The following is a 17305-nucleotide window of genomic DNA, read 5'->3' on the forward strand; positions in this document are numbered from 1 at the left end:
TTATTTTTAATACAATACTTTTTCCTGTGGGTAATGATAGCTTTTAAAGGCAACCTTCTTCATCAGAGCGATAACCAAGGTTAGGGTGCCAACCCGTCCTACAAACATACTTATAGCTAAAACCAGGCGGCCACCATCACTCATTTCAGGGGTTATTCCCAGACTCAGCCCTACTGTGCTGAAGGCAGAAAAGCTTTCAAAAGCCAAGGCGAGTAAATCCTTGTCCCCATCGGTAATACTTAGGCAAAAAATAGTTAAGCCCAATGAAAAGAGCGAGAGTAATATTACTGCAGAAGCCCTTCTGACGGAATCGTGGCTGATTTCACGATTGAAAATTTCTACACGGTCTTTACCTTTTGCTATACTAACCATATTTAATACCGCTACAGCAAAGGTGGTAATTTTTATACCCCCACCTGTTGAGCCTGGAGCGGTGCCAATCCACATGAGCAACATGATAAACATAATAGCTGGAAAGGAAAGTAAATCCATATTTACCACATTAAAGCCTGCTGAGCGGGGAACCGCACCCATAAAAAAGGCCCCACTTAATTTTTCAGGTAAACTTTCATAGATGCTCAGGGAGTTATTATATTCTAACAGTAACATTACCAAAGTGCCAACCACTAACAATATTAAAGTTGTCCAAGCGATAAGTCTCGAATTGAAGCTGATGGCCCATGCCTTATATTTAAAATTTTCACGATAAACTATTCTCCTGAAAATGTTGATGGTCCATCTTTTCACAAATTCATAAGTGTTAAATACAATGCCAAACCCTAAACCGCCTAGAATGAACAATAATGCCGTAATCAGATGCAGACCGTAATTGAAACGTAATGATGGATAAAACAAACCCTCAGGTACAATAGAAAAGCCCGCGTTACAGAAGGAGGAGATGGTATGAAATATGGTGAAGAAAATTTTTTCCTGGGCTGACTTAAAAACAAGGGTAGTGTTGTCTATACTAAGGTAAATGAAAATACCCCCTGCAATTTCAAATAACAGAGTTATTGTAATGATTTTTAACAAGGTTTGAATAACCGAGTTTAACTTATTTTCTCCCAGTATCTCCGTATACATCAACTGGTTTTTATAGGAGAACCCCCCGGAAAAGAAATAACCGAAAAAGCCGGTAAATGTCATAATTCCCAAACCACCCAATTGCACCAGGGTAATGAGTACTATTTTTCCATAAGTGCTAAATTCCGCTGATATATCTATCACAGACAATCCAGTGATGCAAACAGCACTGGTAGCCATAAAAATAGCATCTACTAAACGCAATGGCGTAGTGGTGGTCGTATTTGGCATCAACAAAAGTATTGTGCCCAGGAAAATCAGTAACAGGAAGCTAAATACGAATAGCAAGGTCGGATTAAAATAAAAACGATCAAAGAATAATGCATTTTTGGATACTTCAATAAGAAAAACGCCAAATATGCCAACGTATATCCATTCCTGTTGTTTAAAAAAGCCATTAAACAACGTTACATCAACATAGCCGAGCATGACGACAGCAAGGAAGTAAAGACAAAAGATAATCTCTGCCACGCCAAAACGAGAAATCTTTGTTGTAGCGGAGAAATTACGTAAAGATCTTACGATCAGAACAACACCGAATATATTGAATAAAACCAGCAGGAATCTATCAAAAGATGATTGTAAAGGCATATTGATGACATACCCAATATTGAAAATGATGGCGATTGACGCCAGGCTGCTTAAGTACAGCATGGTACGATCTATTATTCGCCTATGTTTGTTGAGAAACGAAGTAAGTTTTTTTAACATGTTACATTTGAGCGTTGAATTGGAGGCAAACTTAAAATAATAATGCATTAAAGCGTCCGACATATCCAAGTTTATGTATAAGGAGCTATACCATACGGATAGTAATTTAATTTTCTCTCTAGAAATTTTATAAAATATTTATTGTCAATCCTTTTAAGGATCACTATAGGAAAAAGGTGTTTTTTAAGGGTTTCTCTAAAATTTATATTTGTTATCTTTGAAAATATGCCGAAATTAATCAATATAAGGTCTTTTAAAGACTTTTTCAATTCCTCTTCATCAAGCGGAATAGTCCTCTTTGCCTGCCTTTTTTTATCTCTGGTAATCGCTAACTCTCCATGGGGAGAGGGTTTTAATAATTTACTTCATACCCAATTAGGATTTGAAAATGAGACTTTACATCTACGTTACTCTGTAGCGTTATGGATTAATGATGGTCTGATGGCTATTTTCTTTCTATTAGTTGGCTTGGAAATAAAACGCGAAGTAGTGGAGGGAGAGCTTTCCTCACCTAAAAAGGCAATTCTCCCCATTATTTGTGCAGTAGGTGGTGCAATTGTACCTGCACTTATCTATGCATTTTTTAACGGAGGCACCACTACCGCTGCGGGATGGGGCATACCCATGGCTACTGATATTGCATTTGCGCTTGCCATCCTTTCATTGGTTAGTAAGAAGGTTCCCATTTCGCTTAAAATATTTTTGGCCGCCCTGGCTATTGTCGACGATTTACTAGCCATTTTGGTTATTGCTATATTTTATTCTTCTGAACTTCACTATATGAACCTGATTTATGCAGGCGTAATTCTTGGAATTTTATTTCTTTTTAACCGATTTGGCGTTAAAAATATTGCATTTTACCTCATCCCAGGTTTGCTGGTCTGGTACTTTGTTCATCACTCCGGTATTCATGCAACCATCGCGGGAGTTTTGGTAGCCTTAACATTGCCTACAACCGAGGATGATACGGAATCGCCATTGGAAAAACTAGAACATGCGCTCACAAAGCCAGTTAGTTTTCTAATTGTGCCTGTATTTGCCTTAGCGAATACTAATATCAGATTCGAAGACGGGATGGTGGAAGGCCTGTTTACCGGTCTGGGCATGGGAATTGTATTGGGCCTTATTATAGGAAAACCAGTAGGTATTATATTGATTTCCTGGTTAAGCGTAAAACTTAAAATAAGCCAGCTACCTGATCAGGCCCGTTGGATCCATATTGTGGGTGTAGGCTTACTTGCTGGTATTGGATTTACTATGTCTATTTTTATCTCTATACTATCCTTTGCCGATCCTTTACAGGTTCAGGAAGCTAAGTTCTCTATTTTAGTAGGGTCTTTCCTGTCGGGCTTTTTAGGGTATATGCTTTTAAATTATAGTGGTAAAACAAAAGGAGAAACGAAGTAAGCGTTGCAAACACTGTTGATGGATTGATACATTTCTTGTGCGTCTAAAATATTCCAAACACCATGAGTAAAGAAATCATAAAACAACACCTACAACAATCATTTTCGCAGTTCGAACCTGCATTGATTGATGTGTTGACGGAACAAGCCACGATTAAGGAATTTAATGCCGGTGATTTATTAATGAATACCGGACAGAACATGCGTTTTACCATGCTGGTTGTAAAAGGTTTAGTAAAGCTTTATCGCGAAGGGGTGGATGGGGGCGAGTTCTTCATGTACTACATTCAGCCGGGAAATGCCTGTGCATTATCTATGATCTGCTCTACAAAACAAGAAACCAGTGAGGTTAAAGCAATGGCGGTTGAGCATACCAGTGTAATCGCTATTCCTACCAGCATCATGGACGACCTGATGAAAAATTATAAAACCTGGTATTACTTCGTGCTCGAAACCTACCGTGAAAGGTTTGAGGAGCTGTTGGTGGTAATTGACCACATTTCTTTTAAAGGCATGGACGAACGCCTTGAATCTTACCTGGAGAAGCAATTTAAGGACTTAAATACCCGACATTTAAAGCTTACCCATGCCGAAATTGCTAATGACTTAAACTCTTCTAGAGAGGTTATCTCACGTTTACTTAAAAAAATGGAGCAGCAACATAAGGTAATCTTGCATCGAAGTTATATCGAATACCTGAAATAGTCTATGTGACTTAAATCACCATGCCTGGCTTTTGAATCTTGCACCTTTGTGGCATGGAAATCTTAGCATACCTTGCTTCTGTACTTATTGGTCTGTCTCTTGGCCTGGTTGGTGGTGGCGGCTCAATTTTAACCGTACCGGTAGTGGTTTATTTATTTGGCGTTAATCCATTATTAGCTACGTCTTATTCCTTGTTTATTGTAGGCAGTACCAGTATGATTGGTGCATGGCAAAACTTCAAAAAGGGTTTAGTAAACGTCAAAGCCGCCATGTTATTTGGTCTTAGTTCCATTGTCACGGTATTTATCGTTCGCAAATTTGTGCTTTCGCTAATCCCCCCTCATTTGTTTAATATCGGCAGTTTGGAGGTCACCTCATCCAGACTTACCATGTTGCTGTTTGCGTTATTAATGGTTGGAGCATCTTATGCTATGATAAAGGAAAAAGCGGCCACCTCAACGGAACAACTGGTAAAAGGCAACAACTTAAAACTTGTGCTGCTTGGCATAGCCATAGGATTGGCTACTTCCTTTCTTGGTGCGGGTGGCGGCTTTCTACTAATTCCTGCATTAGTAGTATTATTAGCCTTGCCTATGAAAGAAGCAGTGGGTACATCTTTGCTGATAATTACTTTAAATTCTCTGGTTGGTTTTATCGGGGATCTGGGGCATTTTGACATAGAATGGCTATTTTTAATCAAAGTTACTGCCATGGCCATCGCCGGCATGTTTGCTGGATTATACCTTAATAATAAAATTGATGGAGCGAAACTTAAAAAGGGATTTGGCTGGTTTATTTTTATTATGGGTATTTTCATCCTTTTAAATGAACTATGGCCCAAAAATTAAAGTTAGGTGACCAAAGTCACCGTTCGCACATCACAATTATCGGATCTTTGTACTATCGTTATACGATTAAAACACCTTAATTAAACACATGTTAGACCTTATTAAACAACCCTGGCCTTGGTACACCGCGGGTGCTTCCATTGCCTTTATTATGCTTTTATTAATTTATTTCGGAAAGTTCTTCGGCGTTTCTTCCAATTTAAGAACTATATGTACCATAGCCGGAGCCGGCAATAAGGTACCCTTTTTTAACTTCGACTGGAAAACACAAAGATGGAACCTGTTATTCATCGTGGGCGCCATTATTGGTGGCTTCATATCCTCCACATTTCTTAACAACAACCAGGCCCTGCAACTTTCACCAGCTACAGTAGCTGATCTTAAAGCCATTGGTATTGGCTTCGACGGTCAGTTAAATCCGTCACAACTGTTTAGCTTAGATGTTGTACTTTCTGTTAAAGGCTTTCTATTGCTTCTTGGTGGTGGCTTGTTGGTAGGCTTCGGAGCGCGTTATGCCGGAGGCTGTACTTCTGGTCATGCTATTTCCGGATTAACCAATATGCAATGGCCTTCGCTGGTTGCCGTAATCGGATTCTTTATTGGGGGGCTTGCCGCTACCTATCTTATCTTACCCTACCTTTTTTAACCCTTAATCATCAACATGAAATTTATAAAATTTATATTAGCCGGTATCCTGTTTGGCATTATTATGAGTAAGTCTGAAGCCATATCCTGGTATCGGATTCAGGAGATGTTCCGCTTTCAATCATTCCATATGTACGGATTTATGGGAACTGCCGTAACCATAGGCGCAGTGGCCATTTTCCTTATCAAGAAATTCAAAATCAAAGACTATTCGGGACAACCTATTGTGTTCCAAGATAAAAATAAGAGTTTCCCGCGTTATATATTGGGAGGTACGATTTTTGGTTTAGGTTGGGCTTTAACAGGCGCTTGTCCGGGACCTATGTTTGTTAACGTAGGTTATGGTTATCTGGGCATGTTAGTGGTTATAGTGGGCGCCCTGGGTGGTACCTATGCTTATGGCCTGATTAAAAACAAATTGCCACATTAATTAAACACCCATTTTAATCCATCAAAACACACAAACGTATGAAAATTAAACAATTTGAAGATAAAAATCTTTCCCATTATAGCTACGCCATTTTAAGTAATAACAGCAGGGAAATAATGTTAATTGATCCGGTACGTAATCCTCAAGCTTATTTAGATTACGCTAAAGAACAAAATGCCACCATAATAGGCGTAATTGAAACACATCCCCATGCAGATTTTGTGAGCAGCCATTTGCAGCTTCATGAACAAGTAAGTGCCACTATCTACGCTAGTAAACTCATGATACCAGAATTTACTTTTGTAGGCTTCGATGAAGGTGATGTAATAGAATTTGGAGATGTGAAACTTAGCGCTTTAAACACGCCGGGGCACTCACCCGATAGTATTTCTATTGTGTTAACACATGAAGGTGAAGACAAGGCAGTGTTTACCGGTGATACCTTGTTCATTGGTGATTGTGGACGCCCAGATTTACGAGAGCAAGGTGATGATGTAGACTTGAAACGTGAGGTGCTAGCTAAAAAAATGTATAGTTCACTACGTGACAAATTAATGTTACTGGGCGACCAAGTAATTGTTTACCCTGCACATGGTGCCGGAACCTTATGTGGTAAAGCCTTAAGCGAAGCTAATAGCAGCACCATTGGTGTAGAGAAGGTGAGTAACTGGTCTTTGCAAGATATGTCTGAAACAGAATTTGTAAAAGCCTTAACGTCTGATCAGCCATTTGTACCAAAATACTTTCCTTACGATGTAGCATTAAATAAAGCGGGTGCGCCAGACTACCAAAGTAGTCTCGATAAAGTTGTTATTGGAGATACTATAAAAGACACTGCAGGAGCAACGTATTTAGATCCGCAGGTCCTTATCATCGACACCCGTCCGTCTGAGATTTATAAAAAACAACATTTAAAAAATTCAGTCAACCTGATGGGAGGGCTTAAGTTCGAAACCTGGTTGGGTTCCCTGGTATCTCCAGGCGACCGCTATTACCTTGCTGCAGCTGATGAAAGTGCCCTAAAGGTGCTAATGGAAAGAACGACAAAAATTGGTTACGAAACTTTTATTGAAAAAGCCTTTGTGTTAGATTTCGGAACGGAAAGTTCTGCCCACTTAAACCTGGAAGACTTAAAGGCTAATCAGGAAAACTATACCATTCTTGATGTCAGAAATGAGAGTGAGCTAGGCAACCGTACCGTATTTGAGAAGTCAATTCAGATCCCGTTACCAGAATTAAACAGCCGTTTCAAGGAAATTCCTACAGATAAACCCGTGGTGGTTCATTGTGCCGGTGGCTACAGAAGTGCTGCAGGAAGTAGTCTCTTAGAAAACAAACTGGATGTTGAAGTTTTTGACCTGAGCGATAATATTAAAGATTTTATGGCTTAACGGTTAATAAATACTAATACCATGCGGTGATATAACAATCAGAATTATTAAAAATTAAACCGCTATGATAATTGTGCCTTAGTTAGTTTTTTATAAAGTGATATATACAAAAGCTTGCTAAGGCATCAGTATTTGTAACCACTATTCCACGCGAAATTGAGAATTTCAGTAAATGGTGGAGGTCAAAGGATAAGGGAGCGTAAATGACTATTTATTTACAATAATGTAGGTGAGGGGTTTAAAACATTCTTTAGCTGTCGATAGTTTATAGATAAATTATAGATCGCCAATGCCAACTAAAGAACTTTATCATTATCAACAAAAAGATATAGACACACTTTTTGAAAAATTAGAATCCCGAGGCAGCCGTTGCCGCCTATTATATCAACTACCTACGGGGGGTGGAAAAACAATCATTTTCTCTAAAATTGCCTCCAAATACCTTGAGCAGTACCAGCGGAAAGTTATTGTGCTTACCCACCGCACGGAACTCTGTAGACAAAGTGCTTCGGCACTTAAGATGTCAGGTATTCCAAATAAAATCATTAACAGCGTGGTTAAGCGGATCTCCAGGAAAGAAGATTACCAATGTTATGTAGCCATGGTGGAAACGTTGAAAAACAGGATTAACGATGGCCTGATAGACACCAATATGGTTGGTTTAATTATCGTTGATGAAGCGCACCACAACTCTTTTCATAAACTTTTGTGCAAGTTCAAAAATGCGGCCATCATTGGTGTTACTGCTACGCCTTTAAGTTCAGACATTAATTTACCCATGCACAGAAACTACGACGAACTGGTTTTAGGGGAGCAGATTGGATCACTGATCGAACAGGGCTTTTTAGCTAAGCCGACCACCTGGCGTTATGATGTAGAATTGAATACCCTGATGACTGGTATAAACGGTGACTTTACGGTGAGTACGTCCGACGAGCTGTACAGCTCGCCGGCCATGACAGATTTGCTTGTGCATGCATATGAGTCGCATGCCAGGAATAAAAAAACTTTAATCTTCAATAATGGTATCTTTACCTCCCGAAGGGTCCACGAGGTTTTTTCAGCCTTGGGTTATCCCATCAAACACCTGGATAACAGTACAAGCCCGTCGGAAAGGATCGAGATCCTTAATTGGTTTAAAAAGACTAAAGGAGCTATATTAACTTCAGTTTCTATTTTAACTACAGGATTTGATGAGCCGACTATCCAGGCGGTGATCCTCAACCGGGCCACAACATCCATAACCTTATACCACCAGATGATTGGTCGTGGGTCCAGGCGACTTCCTAAAAAGAAGACCTTTACCATCATCGATATGGGAAATAATATAGACCGTTTTGGCGATTGGCATGCTGAAATAGATTGGAAGATGATTTTCGAGAACCCGGATGCTTATTATGCAAGTTTACATGCACAAACCAGCTACGAATCGCATCAGATTCCTTCCGATATGCGTGCCAAGTTCCCCAATAGCTTAGAAATATCTTTCGATGTGCAGGCAGCACACCAGGCAGCCCTGGAAAATGGTCAAAAACCTAAAATTGTAATTCGTGATTCTATCCGTCAGCACGCCTTGATGTGTGCAGACAATAGCGACAGTATATCAGGTGCTTTAGGATTGGTGGATGAATTATTGCGTGAAATCGACTGGCGCATCAAACAATATTCGAAATGCCTTGGGAGGGTAACTAAAAACTACACGGAATGGTTAAAAGAAGATTACCTGGCCAAACTACGGAAGTTAATCACCAAGATTATGGGTAGAAGGGCGCTTTTGAAAGTGGCGGTTTAGAAGTAATTGAATCTGGTGCCCTGAAGGCATTTGGGATATTAACCGGACCGCCAAGACGTTCATTATATTTTGGTGTGAACACAAAATCTTTAAGGTTGTGGGGCGTCTTCATCTTTGCCACTGGGATTTCATTATTGGAATGAGGTTTAACCATATATTTAGGTGCAGTCTGCGCTTTAGCTAGAAGGATAACTGCAAAAATGCACATAGACATTAAAAATGAAATTTTATAAGTCCTCATATTTAAGCTATTTAATGATCTTAAAGATAATGGTTAATAGCTTAAATATGAGGAAGTAAAGTTATTCCCTTACAAAACGATAACCACAACCTTCTATGCAGGGTGGGTTAAGAGTAAGCGAACTTTCGGACACCTCATAATAATAGACCACTGGTTCCTTATAATCTGTATTGATGACCTCCATTCTCACACTATCCAAGACCTTAAATTGCTTTAAATTTATAGCATCACCACTCATCTTCCCAGAACGATTTATCATCAGGTATTTTGGCTCACCTGTTACTTTTCTGTATTTTCCGCTTCCATCGCCCGGGTCGGCTAAAATTTCATTCAGTTTCCATTTACCGTAAAGCTCGACAGGGCCTTGTTCAGTTTTTTTACAACCTACATAAACCAGGCTGAAAACGAACAGTAATACAAATAGATTTTTCATGGCGTTAAATTGTTTCTCTTTAAACGGTTAAGGTACAGAATGGTTTTCGTAATTAGAAATCGTAACTTTAATAGCAACTGGTTAAAGAATGTGAAGCAAAAGGTCCAATTCCTGGTAAGCCGCACAACTAATCAAGTATAAATATGGATAAGAGAACCTTTATAAAATCGACCACTTTTTTAGCAGGTGGTGTTATGCTATCAACTTTGCAATCCTGCATGCAGTCAGACCAGCAAAATTCAGGTATCAATGGCAAAGGGCCATTGAAAAACTGGGCGGGCAACAGGCTCAATTCGCGCCATTTAAACCATTGCCACATTGGGCAAAGTTATTTACCTTATCACCCGAAGTCATACAGTCTGGGTATGAAAAAATGCCTGATTTTAAGAAACTCGTTGCCAGGTATGATCCGAACGGGAAATTCCAAAATGAGTATTTAAGTAATATTTGTAAAATTTAAGCAGCAAGGAATTTTTATCATTCTTGACACCTAGCTCATGGTCAAAATTGCGCCTTATGAAACGAATAAATGTCAGGATAATGCCTTCACTACGCTTTGATACAAGCCCGGCTCTTTTACGTCCCTCGTACACACCTCGAACATACCTTGTACGACCGAACCCGTACAAGCACCGTACAAATGCAGTATCAAATGCGCGTCATCTATAAACCAGATACAAGGTAAATATAGCCTTTGCTTAAATATCTATCAGCGTTTACTACAAAAAGCTAATTATCTTCCCTTTTTTCTATAATTTAAAGGTATAGTTTTAATGATTGTTAACCTTAATCAGATGCCTTTCAAGATGAATAAGCGATATTCAAAAAACTCACCCTTAGTCCAACTTACAGGTAAGATCCTGCTGCTGATTGTATTATGCTTTTGCTTTCCAACATTGGTGAATGGCCAGCGGAATATCACCAGTATTGTACAGACCGTAGATGTGATAACCGGGCAACTTGATACTGTATTGAGGGTTACCAAGCACCTGGAAGCGCCTAACTGGCATCCCGATAATTACCTCATTTTAAATAGTGGGGGGAAAATCTATAAGCTTGATTTAAGCTTAAAACAAATGGCGGTTATTCCTACTGCTTTTGCCGACGAGTGTAATAATGATCATGGGATATCACCGGATGGAAAATGGCTGGCCATAAGTCATAACGATACCAAACATCCCTCTACCAAATCATATAAATCTGCTATTTATCGTGTGCCCATCGGTGGGGGTGAGCCCATTGCGATCACAACTGAAGTTCCATCTTATTGGCATGGTTGGAATCCAGACGGGCAACATGTAGTGTATTGTGCGGAACGTAATGGCAACTTTGATATTTATTCAATCAGCATTAATAGCGGTGCTGAAAAAAGACTAACTACGGATCCTGGCTTAGACGATGGTCCGGAATACTCACCTGATGGTAAATACATTTACTTTAATTCTTATCGTTCAGGACAAATGCAGATCTGGCGCATGCTGGCCATTGGTGAAACGCCCGAACAACTTACCTTTGATAAATATTCCAATTGGTTCCCTCATCTTTCGTCTGATCACAAATCCCTGATTTACATCGCCTATGTTGCTGACCAAAAGGACCAACATCCGTTTGGACAGGATGTGAAACTCCGTTTATTGGATCTGAAGACCAAAGTGATCAAGGATATTACCCCTGTTTTTTTTGGCGGTCAGGGTACTATTAATGTGCCTTCCTGGAGTCCGGATAACCGGAAGGTTGCGTTTATTAGTTATGAGGTTAAACCATGACCGAAGTAAACTTTATGTATTTTTATGGTTATTCTATGTAGTATTGAAATTTTTGAGTCCAAATGTTGTGGCCTAAGCCAAAAAGGGAAAAATCGGAACATGCAATAAGAACTTATTTAAATCTCATGAGTAATAAAGAAATTCTGGAAAAAGCTAATGTTGCAATTCGTAAAGGGAACTATGAAGATTTTTTAACGTTTTGCACGGACGATACAATCTGGGAATTTGTTGCCGACCAAACACTTCATGGCAAAGAAGAAGTCCGTCAGTATATGGCAAAAACCTATGTGGAACCCCCTAAGCTTACAGAAGAAAGGTTTATAGCGGAAGGTGAATATTTAGTTGTTATTGGTAAGATTACCTTAAAAAACATAGAAGGAAAAGTAGTTAAATATTCTTATTGTGACGTTTGGCGGTTTCGGGATGGTAAAATGGCAGCTTTGCAAGCTTTTGTTGTTGAATAGACTCAATTAGAATATGCTGAATTAGGTGCGTGCCCTAGATCACAGTAATAGGTGATTGAAATCACTACATAATTCGCTGCAAATTAGGAATTTTAACTAATTGTGAATGCGACTATGGAAAGTTCTACAAATAAATGCGGATACCCCAGACTTAAAAAATATATTGGGTTAGTAATCGGGGTTTTATTTATGCATTTAAGCACACAAGCTGATGCCTCATTGAGCTTACGTATTGGTATTCCCAAATTCAGTGTCGACACATCCGTAAAAGCCGCTATTATACAGCTACTCACTTTACCAGCTGAAATGGCTAAGTTGAACTACCCTAAGTCTGTGGGGCGGTTTTATAGCAAAGCTAATTATGAACCGAGCTGGATAAATACGACATCAGGTATAGAAGACACACGAGAGGCAATAGCGATGCTGAGTTGCGTGGTGAAATACGGTCTAAGTCCAGCTGATTACCATCCAAAGGACTTAAATTCTAGTACAATGAACGTAATTCTGGCAAGCCCATCTACCGTAACTCCCGAACAAAAAGCACGATTCGATATGTTAATGACAGATGCACTCATTTCATTTATTAACAACTTACATTACGGTAAACTCAATCCGGTGTATACCAGGACAATTATAGATAATAATGAAGTGCCTGGATTTAGTGCAAATAGCATATTAACGCTAGCTTTGAATCAACAGGAGTTTGTGGGTATTGTGCTGAGTGCTCAGCCTCAGGCTAAAGAATATGTGTTACTACAGAATTATATGAAGGACTTGAAAGGACAGTATATAGATGACTGTTTAGAAGCGCCTGAGGCTATGGTTAGAAAGTTGGCCATTAATATGGAACGCTTACGTTGGGCGGCAATAAACCAAGATGTGTATGTGCATGTTAATATTCCATCGTATAATTTGAAGTTGAATACACCCGCCACAAGCTACCAGTTTAACGTAATAGTAGGGAAGCCAACAAGTCCTACTCCTGAATTACAAAGTTTAATTACTTATTTTGAAACAGCACCAGACTGGAAAGTGCCAAGTAGTATTTTTATCAAAGAGATGTTACCAAAGGCAATTAAAAATCCGGCATACCTGGATAATAATCACCTTTCTATTTATGACAGTAAAGGCAATTATGTTCAAGGGACAAAGGCTAATTTAGCAATAGTCAAAAAGAACCCCAGTAGATATTATATGCGGCAATCAGCAGGATGTGACAATTCATTGGGCCTAGTGATATTTAGGTTTAAAAATCCGTTTTCTATCTTTTTACATGACACGCCAAATCAACAAATGTTTGATCGGAAGGTTAGGGCACTGAGTCATGGTTGCATTAGAGTCCAACAGGCAGAAAAGCTAGGTACAATATTTCTTGAGTTGGATGGACAAAATAATAAAATAGCTTCCTTCCATCAAGGGATCACCCAGGTAGCGGCTAAAACTTTTAAGCTGAAAAAGCCTATTCCTATAAAAATTACTTATCTGACCTGTGAAATTGGTGTAAATGGCATTGTTGAATATAATGATGTCTATAATAGGGACCGTGCCCTTGAGTTGGCGCTTTTCGGAACCAATTAAATAAAAACCTATTATTTGAAATTAATTATTAAAGCGATATGAAAAAAGTTCTTGCTGTTTTTGATGGGTTTAAATTATGTAAAGGCACAGTAAACTATGCAATTGAATTTGCACAATCAAACGGTGCACACTTGACGGGGGTGTTTCTAGATGCTTTTTTTTACAGGAGTTATAACCTTAAAAAAACCTTAAAGTTATCTTCTGATCCGGAAAGTACTATTAAAAAGCTTGATGAGCAGGATGAGGTACTAAGGGCCAAATCTGCGATCGAGTTTGAAGAAACTTGTAAACAAGCCGGTATTAGTTATTCTATACATCTAGACCATAGCATACCACTGGATGAACTTCAATACGAAAGTATGTTCGCAGATTTGGTGGTGATTAGTGAACAGGAGAAACTTACGGCTTCTGATCATCATATCCCCACCGGATTTATCAAGAATACGTTGAGTACTATTCAACCTCCCGTACTGGTTGTTCCTGACGAATATATAGAAATTAAGAAGGTTGTTTTTCTCTACGATGGTCATCCTTCTTCGTTGTATGCCATTAAAATGTTCAGTTACATTTATGACAATTTGAGTATGCTGCCAATTGAAGTTGTAACTGTTGATGAAAGGGTGATGAAAGAAGCGGAATTTCCCGGAAGTGTGTTGCTGATGGAGCTTATGAATTTGAAATTTTCATCCGTTACTTTCAATCTTCTTCATGGGTCAGCAGAAGAGGAAATTGTTTCTTATTTAGTGTCAGATAAAAATCAATTGGTGGTATTAGGTGCTTACCGACGCAGTGGGTTTTCAAGGTGGTTAAAACAGAGTATGGCAGATACTTTGATGATCGCTTTAGACATTCCCTTGTTTGTAGCGCATCATTAATCTGCTGTAACTAGATTTTATAATTATAATAATCTGACATGAAAAGAATTCAAATTTATTTGCTCATTGCTATTTCGGTAGTGATGGTTTCCTGCAGTTCTACAAAACACTTAAAAGTGGCTGAACAGGAAAACAAACGTCTGGATAGCGCTTATAAGCAACTACAGCTTTTGTCAGAGAGACAGGCAGATACCATTGACAGGTACAAGGATTATAACAATCAACTCGAGAGGCGGTTGGATGATCAGAAAAATTACAATGATCTCATGGTAAACCAACTGAAGGAGCTTTCTGTGATTAGTAATTCTCAGGCGGAAAGTATTAAAAAATCGCTCGAAAATATAAGTAGTAAAGACTCTTATATCAGACAGTTGCAATCCGCTATTGCAAGTAAAGATTCACTCACCATGAATTTGGTATTAAATCTAAAGGGAGCCATTGGCAACCTTGATGACAAAGACATTAATGTTAAGATTGATAAAGGAGTAATTTACATCGATATTTCGGATAAGCTACTGTTTGAAACCGGACGTTATAAAATAACCGAAAGGGCGAGGGAGGTGCTTGGAAAAGTAGCAAAAGTACTTTTAAAGCAACCTGATATTGAGTTTATGGTAGAGGGGCATACTGATGCAGTCCCTTACCACCAGGGGGTGTTATTAGATAATTGGGATCTCAGCGTTAAACGTGCCACTGCAGTGGTAAGGGTCTTGCAAGATGAATACGGAATACCCCCGGCTCGTATCACTGCAGCAGGCAGAGGAGAGTATGTGCCTGTTGCGCCAAATGATACTGAGTATGGACGTTCACTAAACAGGCGCACACGAATTGTCATCTTACCTCAGTTAGATCAATTCTTTAAGCTTCTTGAAAGGCCTGAATAAAATCTCGGTCGCCATTAATTGGTGGTGTTTGTGTTTTTAATGGTTAGGCACTAGTGTTCATAAATAAGCCTGAGGTTAACGCCTCAGGCTTTTGTGTATTTGACTAATAATGATTTGTTTAGCTCGTAGTAGTTAGCATTTCTGTTAATTATGCACAACCACCTTGGGTGCCACAGTTTAAGCATTTATAACAGGTGCCCGAACGTACCATAATGTGCCCACAGTTGCCACATGCAGGGGCATCGGATTGTCCGCCTCCCGAGATGTCAAGTACAGGTTTAAGTACTTTAGCGGCACTTTCTTGCTGTAAGGCCAGTGGCGCAGGGTTAACATCCGTATCCTCCATTTGCGGATTTCCCAAGATGGCGTTATGGTTATTGAGTACATGCACCAGGTCTTCACGGCCAAGGTATTCGTAACCCAATAGCCTGAAAATATAATCGATCACTGAAGTTGCGCTTTTGATGTTATCATGGCCACCTACCATTCCCGAAGGCTCAAAACGTGTAAAAGTGTATTTATCAACAAACTCTTCTAAAGGCACACCATATTGCAGGCCTACTGATACTGCAATAGCGAAACAATTCATCAGGGAACGAAATGTTGCCCCTTCTTTGTGCATATCTACAAAAATTTCCCCGAGGGTACCATCTTCATATTCACCGGTGCGCACAAAAACGGTTTGTCCGCCTACTGAAGCTTTCTGGGTAAAACCACCACGTTTGCCAGGCAGGTTTTTACGCTCAACAACAGATGATAACTGACGTTTGAATTTGGTGTCCGTCGATTTCTCAAGGATTGCACGTGCGGCTTCTAAAACCTGTTCTGGGGTAAGATCGCCTAAACGAACGTTACCGGCTTTTCCTAACACTTCTTCTACGGAGTCCAGTTTATCCTCTTTCGAGTCGGCCGACTTGGTAGACAGGGGCTGCGATAGTTTACAACCATCGCGGTAAAGGGCATTGGCTTTTAAACCCAATGTCCAACTCATCTGGTAACAGTCTTTAATATCCTCTACCGTTGCTTCATTAGGCAGATTAATGGTTTTAGAAATAGCACCCGAAAGGAAAGGCTGTGCGGCAGCCATCATGCGAATATGGCCATATGCATGGATATAACGTTCCCCTTTTTGTCCGCATTTATTGGCACAGTCAAAAATGGCGTAATGTTCTTCTTTTAAATGAGGTGCACCCTCGATGGTCATGGTGCCACAGATGTATTCGTTAGCAGCTGCAATTTGCTGGCGACTGAAGCCCAGGGTACGTAGCAGGTTAAAATCTGGGGCATTGTACTGTGCCGCTGTAAAGCCTAATCGTTGCAGGCATGGCTCGCCCAGAGTCCACTGGTTAAACACAAAACCTATCTCGAAAGCGGCAGCCAGAGACTTCTCAACTTTATTTAACTCATCTAGCGTAAACCCTTTGTTGGCAAGTGTATCGAAATTAATATGGGGAGCACCTTGTAAGGTTGCGGCACCTTTGGCATAGTTAACGATGGTGGTGATTTCTGTTTCGCTATAACCCAGGTTCCTCAAAGCTGCAGGTACACCCTGGTTAATAATTTTAAAATAACCGCCACCAGAAAGCTTCTTGAATTTGACCAAAGCGAAATCTGGTTCTATACCTGTGGTATCACAGTCCATTACCAGGCCTATGGTGCCAGTTGGTGCGATTACCGTGGTTTGTGCATTGCGAAAGCCATATTGCTCACCTAGTTCCACTGCTTTGTCCCAAGCGTTGCATGCTGCTGAAAGCAGGTAGTCTGGGCAAAACTTAGGATCAAGTCCCCGAGGCGTAATTTCAAGGCCATCGTATTCATTGGCATTACCGCTGTTATAAAGCTTTATCATGATGAATACCGCCTGTTACTTAAACTCAAATTCCTTTATCTGACGGACGACGTCAATGACGGACCCGTCTCTGGCCTCCACAATACCTACCACACGCTCTCCGAACTGAACAGGGGCGGGCGTGCCGGTGATCGAATAGGCAATATCACGAAGTTCCTCAATGGTGTATACCGGAGCACCGCTGTTCTTCGCGGCATCCATGAG

Annotated in this window: 17 protein-coding genes; 13 read left to right on the forward strand and 4 right to left on the reverse strand. The window is 39.9% G+C overall.

Annotated elements, in window-relative coordinates:
* Positions 1-6: 6 nt before the first annotated feature.
* Positions 7-1737, reverse strand: coding sequence for a TrkH family potassium uptake protein (locus tag ACR2F3_RS05070; protein ID WP_432708892.1), 1731 nt, complete (start codon positions 1735-1737; stop codon positions 7-9).
* 282 nt (positions 1738-2019) lie between these two features.
* Between ACR2F3_RS05070 and nhaA the strand changes: the two genes are divergently transcribed.
* The 7 genes from nhaA (at position 2020) to ACR2F3_RS05105 (ending at position 9011) form a co-directional block, all read left to right on the forward strand.
* Positions 2020-3201 carry a Na+/H+ antiporter NhaA gene (gene nhaA, locus ACR2F3_RS05075; RefSeq protein ID WP_432708893.1) on the forward strand — a complete coding sequence of 394 codons (1182 nt, stop codon included), beginning with the start codon at positions 2020-2022 and terminating at the stop codon, positions 3199-3201.
* Between the two features lie 62 nt (positions 3202-3263).
* A complete protein-coding gene (locus ACR2F3_RS05080; RefSeq protein ID WP_432708894.1) occupies positions 3264-3905 on the forward strand; it encodes a Crp/Fnr family transcriptional regulator in 642 nt (213 codons plus the stop codon).
* Between the two features lie 53 nt (positions 3906-3958).
* Positions 3959-4753 (forward strand): sulfite exporter TauE/SafE family protein, encoded by a 795-nt coding sequence (locus ACR2F3_RS05085; protein ID WP_432708895.1) that lies wholly within the window; start codon positions 3959-3961, stop codon positions 4751-4753.
* Positions 4754-4841: 88 nt separating this feature from the next.
* A complete protein-coding gene (locus tag ACR2F3_RS05090) occupies positions 4842-5399 on the forward strand; it encodes a YeeE/YedE family protein (RefSeq protein ID WP_432708896.1) in 558 nt (185 codons plus the stop codon).
* A 15-nt stretch (positions 5400-5414) separates the two neighbouring features.
* The gene (locus tag ACR2F3_RS05095) at positions 5415-5828 is read left to right on the forward strand and encodes a DUF6691 family protein (RefSeq protein ID WP_432708897.1); all 414 of its coding nucleotides are present in this window, start codon (positions 5415-5417) and stop codon (positions 5826-5828) included.
* Positions 5829-5866: 38 nt separating this feature from the next.
* Positions 5867-7219: an MBL fold metallo-hydrolase gene (locus ACR2F3_RS05100; protein WP_432708898.1), complete on the forward strand. Its 1353-nt coding sequence runs from the start codon at positions 5867-5869 to the stop codon at positions 7217-7219.
* Between the two features lie 289 nt (positions 7220-7508).
* A complete protein-coding gene (locus ACR2F3_RS05105) occupies positions 7509-9011 on the forward strand; it encodes a DEAD/DEAH box helicase (RefSeq protein WP_432708899.1) in 1503 nt (500 codons plus the stop codon).
* A 302-nt stretch (positions 9012-9313) separates the two neighbouring features.
* Here the strand turns inward: ACR2F3_RS05105 and ACR2F3_RS05110 are convergent, their stop codons facing one another.
* On the reverse strand, positions 9314-9685 hold the full coding sequence (locus tag ACR2F3_RS05110; RefSeq protein WP_432708900.1) for a hypothetical protein: 372 nt from the start codon (positions 9683-9685) through the stop codon (positions 9314-9316).
* Positions 9686-9995: 310 nt separating this feature from the next.
* Between ACR2F3_RS05110 and ACR2F3_RS05115 the strand changes: the two genes are divergently transcribed.
* From ACR2F3_RS05115 to ACR2F3_RS05140, 6 genes are all read left to right on the forward strand, one after another.
* Positions 9996-10145, forward strand: a complete 150-nt coding sequence (locus ACR2F3_RS05115) for a D-arabinono-1,4-lactone oxidase (protein WP_432708901.1) — start codon at positions 9996-9998, stop codon at positions 10143-10145.
* 313 nt (positions 10146-10458) lie between these two features.
* Complete coding sequence (locus ACR2F3_RS05120) at positions 10459-11451, forward strand: TolB family protein (protein ID WP_432708902.1); 993 nt, start codon at positions 10459-10461, stop codon at positions 11449-11451.
* Between the two features lie 125 nt (positions 11452-11576).
* The gene (locus ACR2F3_RS05125) at positions 11577-11915 is read left to right on the forward strand and encodes a nuclear transport factor 2 family protein (protein ID WP_432708903.1); all 339 of its coding nucleotides are present in this window, start codon (positions 11577-11579) and stop codon (positions 11913-11915) included.
* A 114-nt stretch (positions 11916-12029) separates the two neighbouring features.
* The gene (locus ACR2F3_RS05130) at positions 12030-13493 is read left to right on the forward strand and encodes a L,D-transpeptidase family protein (RefSeq protein ID WP_432708904.1); all 1464 of its coding nucleotides are present in this window, start codon (positions 12030-12032) and stop codon (positions 13491-13493) included.
* 38 nt (positions 13494-13531) lie between these two features.
* A complete protein-coding gene (locus ACR2F3_RS05135; RefSeq protein WP_432708905.1) occupies positions 13532-14368 on the forward strand; it encodes a universal stress protein in 837 nt (278 codons plus the stop codon).
* Positions 14369-14406: 38 nt separating this feature from the next.
* Positions 14407-15252 (forward strand): OmpA/MotB family protein, encoded by an 846-nt coding sequence (locus tag ACR2F3_RS05140; RefSeq protein WP_432708906.1) that lies wholly within the window; start codon positions 14407-14409, stop codon positions 15250-15252.
* Between the two features lie 148 nt (positions 15253-15400).
* Here ACR2F3_RS05140 and ACR2F3_RS05145 read toward each other — a convergent pair whose 3' ends face one another.
* Positions 15401-17101: a hypothetical protein gene (locus ACR2F3_RS05145; RefSeq protein ID WP_432708907.1), complete on the reverse strand. Its 1701-nt coding sequence runs from the start codon at positions 17099-17101 to the stop codon at positions 15401-15403.
* Positions 17102-17116: 15 nt separating this feature from the next.
* Positions 17117-17305 (reverse strand): citrate lyase subunit alpha (locus ACR2F3_RS05150; protein WP_432708908.1); only part of this gene is annotated, 189 nt, incomplete at its 5' end.

The organism is Pedobacter sp. (assembly GCF_045627485.1).
Classification (GTDB): domain Bacteria; phylum Bacteroidota; class Bacteroidia; order Sphingobacteriales; family Sphingobacteriaceae; genus Pedobacter.

What these genes read in the sequence shown, in the direction of transcription:
- ACR2F3_RS05135 (WP_432708905.1), top strand. Translation starts at nt 13,532, where the DNA reads ATGAAAAAAGTTCTTGCTGTTTTTGATGGGTTTAAATTATGTAAAGGC.
- ACR2F3_RS05130 (WP_432708904.1), top strand. Translation starts at nt 12,030, where the DNA reads ATGGAAAGTTCTACAAATAAATGCGGATACCCCAGACTTAAAAAATAT.
- ACR2F3_RS05090 (WP_432708896.1), top strand. Translation starts at nt 4,842, where the DNA reads ATGTTAGACCTTATTAAACAACCCTGGCCTTGGTACACCGCGGGTGCT.
- ACR2F3_RS05110 (WP_432708900.1), bottom strand. Translation starts at nt 9,685, where the DNA reads ATGAAAAATCTATTTGTATTACTGTTCGTTTTCAGCCTGGTTTATGTA.
- ACR2F3_RS05080 (WP_432708894.1), top strand. Translation starts at nt 3,264, where the DNA reads ATGAGTAAAGAAATCATAAAACAACACCTACAACAATCATTTTCGCAG.
- ACR2F3_RS05145 (WP_432708907.1), bottom strand. Translation starts at nt 17,101, where the DNA reads ATGATAAAGCTTTATAACAGCGGTAATGCCAATGAATACGATGGCCTT.
- ACR2F3_RS05070 (WP_432708892.1), bottom strand. Translation starts at nt 1,737, where the DNA reads ATGCTGTACTTAAGCAGCCTGGCGTCAATCGCCATCATTTTCAATATT.
- ACR2F3_RS05095 (WP_432708897.1), top strand. Translation starts at nt 5,415, where the DNA reads ATGAAATTTATAAAATTTATATTAGCCGGTATCCTGTTTGGCATTATT.
- nhaA (WP_432708893.1), top strand. Translation starts at nt 2,020, where the DNA reads ATGCCGAAATTAATCAATATAAGGTCTTTTAAAGACTTTTTCAATTCC.
- ACR2F3_RS05120 (WP_432708902.1), top strand. Translation starts at nt 10,459, where the DNA reads ATGATTGTTAACCTTAATCAGATGCCTTTCAAGATGAATAAGCGATAT.
- ACR2F3_RS05100 (WP_432708898.1), top strand. Translation starts at nt 5,867, where the DNA reads ATGAAAATTAAACAATTTGAAGATAAAAATCTTTCCCATTATAGCTAC.
- ACR2F3_RS05105 (WP_432708899.1), top strand. Translation starts at nt 7,509, where the DNA reads ATGCCAACTAAAGAACTTTATCATTATCAACAAAAAGATATAGACACA.
- ACR2F3_RS05125 (WP_432708903.1), top strand. Translation starts at nt 11,577, where the DNA reads ATGAGTAATAAAGAAATTCTGGAAAAAGCTAATGTTGCAATTCGTAAA.
- ACR2F3_RS05140 (WP_432708906.1), top strand. Translation starts at nt 14,407, where the DNA reads ATGAAAAGAATTCAAATTTATTTGCTCATTGCTATTTCGGTAGTGATG.
- ACR2F3_RS05085 (WP_432708895.1), top strand. Translation starts at nt 3,959, where the DNA reads ATGGAAATCTTAGCATACCTTGCTTCTGTACTTATTGGTCTGTCTCTT.